This is a genomic window from Patulibacter brassicae, assembly GCF_033949425.1.
GTDB lineage: Bacteria > Actinomycetota > Thermoleophilia > Solirubrobacterales > Solirubrobacteraceae > Patulibacter > Patulibacter brassicae.
Map to the genome: position 1 here is coordinate 173327 of NZ_JAXAVX010000004.1, position 12006 is coordinate 185332.

The 12006-nt window shown below is 73.2% G+C and carries 13 protein-coding genes; 8 read left to right on the forward strand and 5 right to left on the reverse strand.

The genetic code is table 11. The features are described 5' to 3' along the window. Positions 1 to 22: 22 nt before the first annotated feature. Positions 23 to 922, forward strand: coding sequence for a methylenetetrahydrofolate reductase [NAD(P)H] (gene metF / locus SK069_RS10310; protein ID WP_319954139.1), 900 nt, complete (start codon positions 23 to 25; stop codon positions 920 to 922). A gap of 91 nt (positions 923 to 1013) precedes the next feature. Here the strand turns inward: metF and SK069_RS10315 are convergent, their stop codons facing one another. Continuing rightward, positions 1014 to 1499 carry an SRPBCC family protein gene (locus tag SK069_RS10315; RefSeq protein WP_319954140.1) on the reverse strand — a complete coding sequence of 162 codons (486 nt, stop codon included), beginning with the start codon at positions 1497 to 1499 and terminating at the stop codon, positions 1014 to 1016. Next, complete coding sequence (locus SK069_RS10320) at positions 1496 to 1867, reverse strand: ArsR/SmtB family transcription factor (RefSeq protein ID WP_319954141.1); 372 nt, start codon at positions 1865 to 1867, stop codon at positions 1496 to 1498. The genes SK069_RS10315 and SK069_RS10320 overlap by 4 nt, the downstream gene beginning before the upstream one ends. Positions 1868 to 2039: 172 nt before the next feature. Here SK069_RS10320 and SK069_RS10325 point away from each other — a divergent pair, with 172 nt between their 5' ends. Continuing rightward, positions 2040 to 2726 (forward strand): M48 family metallopeptidase, encoded by a 687-nt coding sequence (locus SK069_RS10325; protein WP_319954142.1) that lies wholly within the window; start codon positions 2040 to 2042, stop codon positions 2724 to 2726. A gap of 130 nt (positions 2727 to 2856) precedes the next feature. Here the strand turns inward: SK069_RS10325 and SK069_RS10330 are convergent, their stop codons facing one another. Next, positions 2857 to 4191, reverse strand: a complete 1335-nt coding sequence (locus SK069_RS10330) for a citrate synthase (RefSeq protein WP_319954143.1) — start codon at positions 4189 to 4191, stop codon at positions 2857 to 2859. Positions 4192 to 4362: 171 nt separating this feature from the next. On the opposite strand from SK069_RS10330, the gene SK069_RS10335 reads away from it, so the two are divergent. Next, positions 4363 to 5361 (forward strand): class I SAM-dependent methyltransferase, encoded by a 999-nt coding sequence (locus SK069_RS10335; protein ID WP_319954144.1) that lies wholly within the window; start codon positions 4363 to 4365, stop codon positions 5359 to 5361. A gap of 27 nt (positions 5362 to 5388) precedes the next feature. Here SK069_RS10335 and SK069_RS10340 read toward each other — a convergent pair whose 3' ends face one another. Then, on the reverse strand, positions 5389 to 6525 hold the full coding sequence (locus tag SK069_RS10340; protein WP_406628281.1) for an acyl-CoA dehydrogenase family protein: 1137 nt from the start codon (positions 6523 to 6525) through the stop codon (positions 5389 to 5391). Positions 6526 to 6743: 218 nt separating this feature from the next. Here SK069_RS10340 and SK069_RS10345 point away from each other — a divergent pair, with 218 nt between their 5' ends. The 5 genes from SK069_RS10345 (at position 6744) to SK069_RS10365 (ending at position 11087) form a co-directional block, all read left to right on the forward strand. Further along, positions 6744 to 7451 (forward strand): TetR/AcrR family transcriptional regulator, encoded by a 708-nt coding sequence (locus SK069_RS10345; RefSeq protein WP_319954146.1) that lies wholly within the window; start codon positions 6744 to 6746, stop codon positions 7449 to 7451. 174 nt (positions 7452 to 7625) lie between these two features. After that, on the forward strand, positions 7626 to 8822 hold the full coding sequence (locus SK069_RS10350) for a lipid-transfer protein (protein ID WP_319954147.1): 1197 nt from the start codon (positions 7626 to 7628) through the stop codon (positions 8820 to 8822). Positions 8823 to 8845: 23 nt separating this feature from the next. Further along, entirely contained in the window at positions 8846 to 9280 is a 435-nt protein-coding gene (locus tag SK069_RS10355; RefSeq protein ID WP_319954148.1) for a type II toxin-antitoxin system Rv0910 family toxin, read from the forward strand. A gap of 15 nt (positions 9281 to 9295) precedes the next feature. After that, positions 9296 to 10180, forward strand: coding sequence for a MaoC/PaaZ C-terminal domain-containing protein (locus SK069_RS10360; protein ID WP_319954149.1), 885 nt, complete (start codon positions 9296 to 9298; stop codon positions 10178 to 10180). Positions 10181 to 10193: 13 nt separating this feature from the next. Then, positions 10194 to 11087 carry an SDR family oxidoreductase gene (locus SK069_RS10365; RefSeq protein WP_319954150.1) on the forward strand — a complete coding sequence of 298 codons (894 nt, stop codon included), beginning with the start codon at positions 10194 to 10196 and terminating at the stop codon, positions 11085 to 11087. Positions 11088 to 11246: 159 nt separating this feature from the next. Here the strand turns inward: SK069_RS10365 and dcd are convergent, their stop codons facing one another. Further along, entirely contained in the window at positions 11247 to 11843 is a 597-nt protein-coding gene (dcd, locus tag SK069_RS10370) for a dCTP deaminase (protein WP_319954151.1), read from the reverse strand. Between the last annotated feature and the right edge of the window lie 163 nt (positions 11844 to 12006).

Below are 12006 nucleotides of genomic sequence, written 5' to 3' on the forward strand. Positions count from 1 at the left end.
GCGGGCCGTACCATTCCGCGCGATGCGCATCGACGAGATCATCGCCGCGTCCCCCGAGCCGACGTTCTCGTTCGAGTTCTTCCCGCCGAAGACCGACGAGGCCGAGGCGCACCTCCACGCGGCCCTCGACGACCTGACGGCGATGACGCCGGCGTTCGTCTCGGTGACCTACGGGGCGGGCGGCAGCTCGCGGGACCGCACGATCAACGTCGTGCGCAACCTGCGGGTCGAGCACGGCCTCGAGGCGATGGCCCACCTGACCTGCGTCGGCGCGACGAAGGACGAGATCCGGGCGGTCCTGGGCCAGATGCGCGAGGCCGGGATCGACAACGTCCTGGCGCTGCGCGGCGACCCGCCCGGGGGCGAGGAGAAGTTCTCCCCGACGCCCGGCGGCTTCGCGTCCTCGCCCGAGCTCACCGCCCTGCTGGCGGAGGAGTTCCCGTTCTGCGTGGGCGGCGCGGCCTACCCCGAGCCGCACCCCGACAGCCGGCACGAGGACGACGACGTGCAGACGGCCAAGGCGAAGGTGCAGGCCGGCGCCCGGTTCCTCATCACCCAGATCTTCTACGACAACGCCGACTACTTCTCGTTCGTGCAGCGCCTGCGCGACGAGGGGATCGACGTGCCGGTGATCCCGGGCCTCATGCCGATCACGGCGATCGGCCAGTCCCGCGGCTTCCTCGCGAAGATCGGGGCGAAGATCCCCGACGCGTACCGCCGCGAGCTCGACGCGCGCGAGGACGACCCGGACGCGCTGCGCAGCCTCGGCATCTCGTACGCGACGCTCCAGGCCGCCGAGCTGCTCGCCGCCGGCGCCCCGGGCATCCACTTCATCACGATGAACCGCAGCCCGGCGACGCGGGCGATCCTCTCGACGCTGCGCCTGCAGCGCCCGTGGGATCGCGCCGCGACGCCCGCCTGATCCCGCACGGACCGGAGCCCTCGCGCCGAGCGAGCGGCGCCGAGACCCTCCGGCCGTCCGCCCGGGACGGCGGACGGCCGGGAGCGACGACTCAGCCGGCGTCGCGCACGAGCGCGTCGAGCCGCTCGAAGCCCTCGCGCACGCCCCGCTCCATGCCGTTGGCGATCATCGCGTCGCGGCTCTCGACGCTCGGCCAGACGCTGCGGCCGACGAGCCGGCAGCGGTCGCCGTCGAGCGCCTCGAACGTCATCGTCTCGAGCGAGACGACGCCGGGCGCGCCCTCGAACTCGAACGTCTGCGTGATCCGCTCGCCCGGGACGGCGTCGTGGAAGACGCCGTTGAAGGCGTAGGCGTTGCCCTGGCCGTCGAGGTGCTCGTAGCGGTAGCGCCCACCGGGGCGCAGATCCCACGCCTCGGTGCGCATCTCGTAGCCGTGCGGCCCGAGCCAGCGCGCGACGAGCGCCGGGTCCTCGTGCGCCCGGTAGACGAGCGCCGGCGGGGCGTCGAACTCGCGGACGATCTCGATCAGCGGCTGGCCCTCGGGGGCGGTGATGGTGAGGGGGTTCGTGGTCATCATGGGGACTGCTCCTGGGATGGGGTGGGACGGGACGACGGGACGTCCTCGCGCAGCTCGTCGAGCACCTCGTCGAGGGCGCGGAAGCGCTCCTCGTGGCGGAGCCGATAGCGGTCGATCCAGGCGGTCATGGCCTCGAGCGCCGCGGGCTCCAGATGGGCCGGGCGCCGCTGCGCCTCCCGCGTGCGGGACACGAGGCCGGCGGCCTCGAGCACCCCCACGTGGCGGGAGACCGCCTGCTTCGTGATCGGGAACCGCTCGGCGAGCTCGTTGACCGTCGCCGGCCCGCGGCTGAGCCGCGCCACGATCGCCCGCCGCACCGGGTCGGCGAGGGCGAGGAAGGCGCGGTCGAGCTGGTCGTCGTCGGTCATCGGGGCGGCGGGGGACGTTGTCGTCAACGACTGTATTGATCAACCAGATTGTTGTCAATAAGATCGTTGATCACGTCGTCCCGGTCGGCGACCGGCGGGGGCGAGCGCCGGCCGTCGTCCCCCGCTCCCGCTACCGTCCCCGAGCCGTCGCGCCCGAGCGACGCCGACCCCGATGCCCGACGACCGCCCGACCTACCTCCTGCGCCGCTCGCGTCGCGCCCGGCGGGCGTCGGTGCGGATCGAGCCCGATCGCGGCCTCGTCGTGACGCTGCCCCAGCGGGCCGCGACGCGCGAGGCGGATCGCGTCGTCGACGAGCTCGCGGCGTGGATCCGGCCGCGCTTGGCCCAGCAGCAGGCGCGGCGGGCGGCGTTCGCCGCGCAGGCCGGCGACCGGCTGCCGATGCTCGGGGAGGAGCTGCGCATCGTGGGGGAGGCCGGCCGGCGGCGCGCGCATCGGCGCGGCGGGGAGCTGCTCGTGCCGGCGGGCGACGCCGGCGAGCGGGCGCGCGCGATCGAGGCGTGGCTGCGCGCTCGCGCGCGCGAGGCCGCCACGCCGATCCTCGACGACGCGGTGGCGACGCTCGGCGTCCGTCGCGGGCGGCTGCGGATCACCGACACCCGCAGCCGCTGGGGCTCCTGCTCCTCGACCGGGACGATCAGCCTGTCGTGGCGGCTCCTGCTCGCTCCGCCCGACTGCCTGGACTACGTGGCCTGGCACGAGGCCTGCCACCTCGTCCACGCCCACCACGGCCCGGCGTTCTGGGCCCTGCTCGAGGAGCACCGGCCGGACTGGCGCGCCCCGTCGGCGTGGCTGCGCGAGCACGGGCCCGGCCTGCGGCTCTGGCTCGCCGCCGGCTGATCGGGCCTCGGACCGGAGCGGGCGCAGGGGTCGCCCGTCCACCGCCCCGAGACGACGAGCGCCCGCCGCGGTGGACCGCGACGGGCGCTCGGCACGTCGGAGGCGCGGGGTGGAGCCCCCGCGGTGCGGCTCAGCCGCGCTGGTCCAGCGGCACGTAGTCGCGGCCGCGGGCACCGGTGTAGATCTGCCGCGGACGGGCGATCTTCTGCTCCTTGTCGTCCACCATCTCCAGCCACTGGGCGACCCAGCCCGGCGTCCGGCCGATGGCGAAGAGCACGGTGAACATCTCGACCGGCAGGCCGAGCGCCTCGTAGATGAGGCCCGAGTAGAAGTCGACGTTCGGGTAGAGCTTGCGCTTGACGAAGTAGTCGTCCTCGAGCGCGATCCGCTCGAGCTCCTGCGCGACGTCGAGCAGCGGGTTCGTCGTGCCCGTCGCCTCGAACACGTCGTCGACGGCCTTCTTGATGATCTTCGCCCGCGGGTCGAAGTTCTTGTAGACCCGATGGCCGAAGCCCATCAGGCGCTCGTTGCCGTTCTTGACGCCGTCGATGAAGCCGGGGACGTTCTCGACCGACTCGATCCGCTGGAGCATCTCCAGCACGCTCTGGTTCGCGCCGCCGTGGAGCGGGCCGTAGAGCGCGCCGACGCCGGCGGCGACGGCGGAGTACGGGTCGACCTGCGAGGAGCCGACCGAGCGCACGGCCGACGTCGAGCAGTTCTGCTCGTGGTCGGCGTGGAGGATGAGCAGGACGTCGAGCGCCTTCGCGATCCGCGGGTCGGCGTCGTACTTCAGCTCGGCGATCTTGAACAGCATGCCGAGGAAGTTCTCGGCGTAGTTCAGGTCGTTGTCCGGATAGACGTACGGCATGCCCTTCGCGTGGCGGTACGCGAACGCGGCGAGCGTCGGGACCTTCGCGATCAGGCGGACGATCTGCTCGTAGCGGACCTGCTCGTCGTCGATCTTCTTCGCCTCCGGGTAGAAGGTCGAGAGCGCCGCGACGGACGCCTGCAGCATGCCCATCGGGTGGGCGTCGTAGCGGAAGCCCTCCACGAAGCTCTTCACGTTCTCGTGCACGAACGTGTGCGTCGTGATCGCGTGCGTCCACTCGTCGAGCTCGTCCTTCGTGGGCAGCTCGCCGAAGATCAGCAGGTAGGCGACCTCGAGGAACGTCGCCTGCTCGGCGAGCTGCTCGATCGGGTAGCCCCGGTACTCGAGGATGCCCTTGTCGCCGTCGATGTACGTGATGGCGGAACGACACGAGGCGGTGTTCGTGTACGCCGGGTCGTAGGTCATGAGGCCGAAGTCGTCGTCCTCGACCTTGATCTGGCGCAGATCCATCGCGCGGACGGTGCCGTCCGTGATCGGGATCTCGTAGGTCTTCCCCGTGCGGTTGTCGACGACGGTCAGCGACTCCTGCGCGGTCGCGACCGCTCCTGCGCCACCGGTCTCCTGGGTCTCGCTCATGGGGCTCCTCGTTCGTTCCTTCCGCGTGCGTGGCCAGTCTATGGAACCGCGCCCGCGATGCCGCACGACCGGGCGTTCGGCCGTTGGCGAGCCCGCCGATCGGGCGGCTTGCGCGAACGACCGCCGTCTGCTGACCGCCCTCGGGGAGGGTGGTGCGCGATAGTCCCCGCCGTGCTGCCCGCGGCGACCGACCGGATCCTGGCGCTGCCCGACGAGGCCCTCGTGCTCGACGTGGGCGGCTGGGCCGCGCCGTTCAACCGGGCCGACTGGGTGATCGACGCCATGCCCTTCGCCACGCGCGGGGCCATGGGCTTCTCCTACGGGGGCGAGCGCGAGCGGTTCGCGGCCGACACGTGGGTCGTGCGCGACGTGTGCGCCCGGGAGCCGTGGCCGTTCGACGACGGGCAGTTCGACCTCGCGATGTGCGTCACGACGCTCGAGGACCTGCGCGACCCGATCTGGGTCCTGCAGGAGATGTCCCGCGTCGCCAAGGCGGGCTACCTCGAGGTCCCGACGATGCTCGGCGAGCTCGTCTGGGAGCTGCCGGGGGAGGGGGCCTACCTCGGCAACCGCCACCACCACTGGCTCTGCCGGATCACCGCAGCCGGCGTCGACCCGGCGCGGACGCTCGCGCGCGTGCCCGAGGACGGTGCGGGCAGCGGCGCGGCGGCCGCCGGCCACCTGCCGCCGCCGTCCGGGCGCGGCGGGCTCGGGGAGCGGGGCGGCGTGCTGGACCTCCGGGACGGCGAGCGTCCGCCGGACGTCGAGCGCCCGGCGATGACCTTCGTCCACAAGCAGCACTCGATCCACGCCGACCCGGCGCTGCGCGTCTCCCCGTCGCGCCGCGCGGAGCTCGCGGTCGACGAGTACCTCCAGGGCCTCTTCTGGTCCGGCGAGCTGCCCGCGCACGAGCAGCTGCTCATCGGCGAGACGCTGCACGCCGAGCTGCGCGAGCTCGTCGACGCGCGCTTCCCGCCGACGGCCGTCGAGCGGCGGCTGCGCCGGGGGGAGGAGCGCCTGCGGCGCCGAGCGGGGGACGGTGCCCGGCCGCTGCGGCGCGCCGTCGGCGCCGCGCTGCGCCGTGCCCGGTCGGGCCGTCCGGCGCCGGCGGCGCGGCTCGCCGACCGCCACGTGCGGCCGGGCCTCGGTCGTCCCCGCGACGAGCGGTAGCGCGGCCGCGGGGCACCGCCCGGCGCGTCAGCCGAGGTCCATCCCGCGGCCGATGATCTCCTTCATGATCTCGTTCGTCCCGGCGAAGATCTTCGTGATGCGGGCGTCGACGTACGCGCGGGCGATCGGGTACTCCGTCATGTAGCCGTAGCCGCCGTGGAGCTGGACGCCCTCGTCGACGACGCGGCACAGCAGGTCGGTCGAGGAGTACTTGCCCATCGCGGCGTGCTCGATCGAGAGCTGGCCCTCGACGTGCTGGGCGAGCTGCCAGTCGGCGAAGAGCCGGGCCTTCACGCACTCCGTCTTCAGCTCGGCGAGCGTGAAGCGCGTGTTCTGGAACTGGCCGATCGAGCGCCCGAAGGCCTTGCGCTCGCGGACGTAGTCGATCGTCATGCCGAGCGCCGCCTCCGCGCCGGCCGTGGCGTTCAGCGTGAGGGTCAGGCGCTCCTGGGCGAGCTTCTGGATGAGGTACATGAAGCCCATCCCCTCCTCGCCGATGAGGTTCTCCACCGGCACGCGCGCGTCGTGGAAGAAGAGCTCCGCGGTGTCGTTGCTGTGCATGCCGAGCTTCTCGAGCTTGCGCCCGCGCTCGAACCCGGGCGTGCCGCGCTCGATGCCCAGGAGGCTCAGTCCGGCGTCGGTCTTCACCGCGGTGATGACGAGGTCGCTGTTGATGCCGTTCGTGATGAATGTCTTCGCGCCGTTGACGACGTAGTGGTCGCCGTCGCGGACGGCCGTCGTCGCGATCGACTGCAGGTCCGAGCCCGTCCCGGGCTCGGTCATCGCGATCGCCAGGAGGATCTCCCCGCTGGCGCAGCCCGGCAGCCAGCGCGCCTGCTGCTCGGCGTTCGCGAAGGACAGGAGGTAGGGCAGCGCGACGTCGTTGTGCAGCATGAGCGCGGCGCCGAGGCCGCGGCAGTCGGCCCGCACGACCTCCTCGCCGATGACGGCGTTGAAGCGGAAGTCGTCGATCCCGGCGCCGCCGTGCTCCTCCGGCACCGCCATCCCGAGGAAGCCCGCCGCACCGGCCTTCAGCAGCGCCTCGCGCGGCACGTCGCGGTCGCGCTCCCACTGCGGCTCGTGCGGGGCGATCTCCCGCTCGAGGAAGCGGCGGACCGACTCGCGGAACGCCTGGTGGTCGTCGTCGAAGACCGGGCGCGCCATCTCCCCGCCGACGAGCTTCCAGGCGCTGCTGTCGTGGGGGATCGTCGGACCGCTACCGGGCGCGAGGGTCGAGCTCATGCCGGGGAAGATACCAACCTGCTGGTTTCTTTCTACGGCGGGGCGGGCCGGCGCCGGCTGCTCCCACGACCGTCTGGCCGCGATCCCGCGCGGTCGTCGGGGCGGCTAGGGTGGCCGGACGCCCCGCCGGGCGTCGACCCATGACGCGCTCGCTCTCCAGCCAGGCCGGCAAGGCCGCCACGACGTCGGGCCGCGCCGCGCAGCGCGTCGTGCGCCAGGTCGTCGGCGGCGGGCCGCCCGCGGGCGGCCGTCGCACGCAGGAGGAGCGGCGCGCCGAGACGCGCGGCAAGCTCCTGGACGCGACGATCCGCAGCCTCGTCGAGGTCGGCTACGCCGCCACGACGAGCCGCCGCGTGGCCGAGCTCGCGGGTGTGTCGCGCGGCGCGCAGACGCACCACTTCCCCCATCGCCTCGACCTCATCGCCGAGGCCTACGAGCACCTCGCCAACGAGCGGGTGCGAGCGATGGGCAGCGTCGTGGCCGCGATGCGCGAGGAGGGCCGGGGCATCGGATCGCTGCTCGACGTCGTCTGGGCCGACTTCTCGAGCGACCTCTTCGAGGCCGGCACGAAGATCTGGATCGCCGCCGCCGACGACGCCGAGCTGCGCGAGCGGCTGCTGCCGGTCGAGGGCCGGGTGCGCCGCGTGGTCCGCACGGCGATCGCCGACATCGCCGGCGAGCACGCCGACGACGCGCGCCTGATGGCGAAGATCGACCTCTGCATCAGCACGCTGCGCGGGCTCGCCCTCGCCGAGGCCTTCGAGCCGCGGGAGGCGCCCTCCCGGATCGAGCGCTGGGCCGTGTACCGGCCGCTGCTCGAGGACCTCATCGGGCCGATCCGTCCCTGACCGCCCCCGCGCCGCTCGCGGGGCGACCGGGCCGACCCATGGGCGCCCGGGGACGACCGGCGTCGTCGCGCGACGTTGAAAAAGACCGACGGGTCTGTATCTTTCTTGCCGTCGCCGGAACGCGCCCTCGGGCTCGCCGGCGGGAGACGGGACGAGCGAGCGAGGGAGCGGTCAGTGACGGGCAAGCGGGTCTACGTCGTCGGCGTCGGCATGACGAAGTTCGAGAAGCCCGGGCGTCGCGAGGGGTGGGACTACCCCCAGATGGCACGGGAGTCCGGCACGAAGGCGCTGGAGGACGCCGGCGTCGCCTACGAGGCGATCGAGCAGGCCTACGTGGGCTACGTCTACGGCGAGTCGACCGCCGGCCACCGCGCCGTCTACGAGCTCGGCCTCACCGGCATCCCGGTCTTCAACGTCAACTCGAACTGCTCGACCGGGTCCAGCGCGCTCTTCCTCGCCGCGCAGGCGATCCGCGGCGGCCTGGCCGACTGCACGCTCGCGCTGGGCTTCGAGAAGATGCAGCCGGGCTCGCTCGGGTCGACCTTCGACGATCGCGAGCAGCCGATGCAGCGCCACATGGAGCTGCTCGCGCAGATCTCCGAGGTCCGCTTCCCGCCGGCCCCGTGGATGTTCGGCGCGGCGGGCCGCGAGCACATGCAAAAGCACGGCTCCGAGCCGGTCCACTTCGCGAAGATCGGCGAGAAGAACCACCGGCACTCGGTGAACAACCCCTACGCGCAGTTCCAGGACGAGTACTCGCTCGACGACATCCTGGCGGCGCCGGAGATCTACGCGCCGCTGACGAAGCTCCAGTGCTCGCCGACCTCCGACGGCTCGGGCGCGGCGGTCCTCGCGAGCGAGGACTTCGTCGACCGCCACGGCCTCGCCGGGCGGGCGGTCGAGATCGTGGGCCAGGCGCTGACCACCGACTTCGACAGCTCGTTCTCGACCCGTCGCGCTCGCGACGTCATCGGCTACGACATGAACGTCCAGGCCGCGCGCCAGGTCTACGAGCAGTCGGGCCTGGGTCCGGAGGACTTCCAGGTCATCGAGCTGCACGACTGCTTCTCCGCCAACGAGCTGCTGCTGTACGAGGCGCTCGGGCTCGCGGCGGAGGGCGAGGGCCCGCAGCTCGTCGACGACGGGCAGACGACCTACGGCGGCCGCTGGGTCGTCAACCCCTCCGGCGGCCTGATCTCGAAGGGCCATCCGCTCGGGGCGACCGGCCTCGCGCAGTGCGCCGAGCTCACCTGGCAGCTGCGCGGCGACGCCGACGCGCGCCAGGTCGACGGGGTCGACGCCTGCCTGCAGCACAACATCGGCCTCGGCGGCTCGGCCGTCGTCACCGCCTACCAGCGCGCCGAGCGCTGACCACCCACCACAGGAGCACCACCATGGGAAGCCTCAACGCCACCGTGCAGATCCCCGCCGCCCCCGAGGACGTGTGGGCGAAGTTCTCCGACCCGCGCTCCTTCGAGCAGTGGCTCACCATCCACACGAAGTGGAAGGACGAGCCGCCGGCGACGTTCACCCAGGGCGCGACCGCGGCCGAGGTCGTGACGATGCTCGGCATGCCGAACACGATCACCTGGACGGTCGAGGAGGTCGACGCGCCGAGCCGCCTGCGGATCTCCGGCACGGGGATGGCCGGCGTGCGAACGACCTTCGCCCTCGGCGTCAGCGGGGACGGGAACGGCGGCTCGACGGCGACGATCGACGCCGAGTTCTCGGGGCAGATGATCACCGGCGCGCTCGGCGCGGCCGTCGAGCGCGACGCGAAGAAGCAGCTCGACGACTCGCTGGCGAAGCTCTCGGCGCTCGTCGGCTAGGCGCCGGAGCGCACGATGTCCACGCAGCAGACCGAGCGGTTCGACGCCTCCGGCCTCGACCGCTGGACCGAGACCACGCGGTTCGAGGTGCAGCGCGAGCGGCTCATCGCCTACGCCGAGGCGACGAACGACCCGATCCCGGCGCACCGGGCCGGCGACGTCGCCAACCCGGTGTTCGCGATCGTGCCCGTCTTCGAGGCCCTGATGGCCCCGGCGCTCGACGTCGTGCCGCTCGGGCTCTTCGGCCGGGTCGTCCACGGCGAGCAGGACTTCCGGTTCCACCGACCGATCCGGCCCGGGGACGTCCTGGAGTCGCGGGCGAAGATGACCGGGTTCGAGGGGCTGCCCAACGGGACCCGCGGGACGGTCTACCTCGAGTGCCGCGACGCCGGCAGCGGCGAGCTCGTCAACGAGCAGCACGTGACGCTCTTCGTCCGGGGCTTCGACACGGGGGAGGCGGTCGGCACGCTCGGGCCCGAGCACCGCTTCGACGAGGCCCTGCGCGCCCACGAGCCGGTGCTCGATCGCACCGCCCACGTCGACGAGGACCAGACGTTCCGCTACGGGCCGGCCGCGGGCGACCCGATGCCGATCCACCTCGACGAGGAGGTTGCGCGGGACGCCGGGCTGCCCGGGATCATCGCCCACGGCCTCTGCACCCAGGCGTTCACCGCCTGGGCGATCGTCCAGGGGCTCGCCGGTGGCGACGTGGCGCGCCTGCGCCGGCTCGCGGTGCGGTTCTCCAAGCCCGTCCTGCCGGGGCAGGACGTCCGCACGCGCGCGTGGCGCGCGCGCCACGCGCCCGCGTCCGACGGGCCGGCGACGACGACCTACGCGTACGAGACGACGGTCGGCGAGGTCGCGGTCATCCGCGACGGCCTCGCCGAGATCAGCGACTGACGAGGAGCAGGACATGGGAACCCTCGAGGGCCGCGTCGCGGTCATCACCGGCGCGGGGCGCGGCATCGGCCGCGAGCACGCGCTGCTCTTCGCGCGCGAGGGCGCGGCCGTGGTCGTCAACGACCTCGGCGGCGCGAACGACGGCAGCGGCGCGGACGCCGGTCCCGCGCAGGAGGTCGTCGACGAGATCCGCGCGGCGGGCGGGACGGCGGTGGCCAACGCCGACGACGTCGCCAGCTGGGACGGCGCACGGCGGCTCGTCGCCCAGGCCGTCGACGAGCTCGGGCGGCTCGACGTCGTGGTGAACAACGCCGGGATCCTGCGCGACGGCTTCGTCGCGTCGCTCGACGAGGCGTCGTGGGACGCGGTGATCCACGTCCACCTGAAGGGCCACTTCGCGGTCCTGCGCCACGCGGCGGAGCACTGGAAGGCGGAGGCGAAGGCCGGCCGGCGGCCGAGCGCCGCGGTGATCAACACCGCGTCGGCGTCGGGCGTGACCGTGCCGAACGCCGGCCAGGCGAACTACGGTGCGGCGAAGGCCGGGATCGCGGCGATGACGCTCGTCGCCGCCGCGGAGCTCGAGCGCTACGGCGTGCGGGTCAACGCCATCGCGCCGATCGCCCGCACCCGCCTGACGCTCGCCACGCCGGGGATGGGCGCGGTCTTCGCGGCGGGGGTGGAGGACGCGACCGGGCACGACCTGTTCGACCCGTCGAACATCTCCCCGCTCGTCGCGTACCTCGCGGCGGCCGACTGCCCGCTCACCGGCAAGGTGCTCGCGGTCCAGGGCGGCGCGATCCAGGAGCTGTCCGGCTGGGACGTCGCGCGGACGATCGAGACCGAGGGCCCCTGGCGGATCGCGGACATCGCCGAGCGGCTGCCCGCCGGCGCGACCGCGCTGGCCTGATCCGGACCCAGACCTGCGGCCGGCCCCTGCGGTCGGCCGCGAGCGCGCCGCCGGTGCGGCGCGTGGCGCAGCGACGCGACGCCCGCGGAGGGGAGACCCGGGCGTCGCGCGCCCGCCGTCGCGACGGGGCGCACCCCGATCCGGCGCGTGGACCCGCGTTCAGCCCTGACGGGTGCCGGCGCCGTCGGTGCGCGCCGGGCCGCCCTCGTAGCGGCTCTCCGTCGCCTCGACCTGCCCGTGGTAGTGCGAGCCGAGGTCCGGGTGCCCGTAGGGCCGCTCGGCCGGACGGTCGAGCGTCATCACCGAGAGCTGCGCGATCGGCAGGCCGGGGCGCAGGAGGATCGGCACGCGCGTGAGGTTCGCCAGCTCGAGCGTCAGCGTGCCCTTCCAGCCCGGGTCGCAGAAGCCGGCCGTCGCGTGCACGATGAGCCCGAGGCGCCCGAGCGAGCTCTTGCCCTCGATCCGGGCGACGAGGTCGTCGGCGAGCTCGACCCACTCCTCCGTCCGGCCGAGGCAGAACTCGCCGGGATGGATGACGAACGGCTCGTCGCCCTCGACGACGACCTGCTCGGTGAGGTTCGACGGCGGGTCGGCGAGATCGATCGAGGTGACCCGATGGTTGTGGAAGACGCGGAAGGACCGTCCGAGCGTCAGGTCGACGGACGCCGGCTGGACCATCCCGTCGTTCCACGGGTCGACCCGCAGGCGGCCGTCGGCGATGGCCTGACGGATCGAGGCGTCGGACAGCACGGGCATGACGCGCAAGCCTAGATGGCGGGCGGCGCGACCGGGCGCCTGGACGCACGTCCGCCGCGCGCGGCGTCGTCGCTGGACCGTTCGTTGCGTGACGGCCAACACATAACGAAACCTCAACGAAGCCCAAAGCGCCCGTGAGGACGGGGGGTTTCGGCGCGTTCGG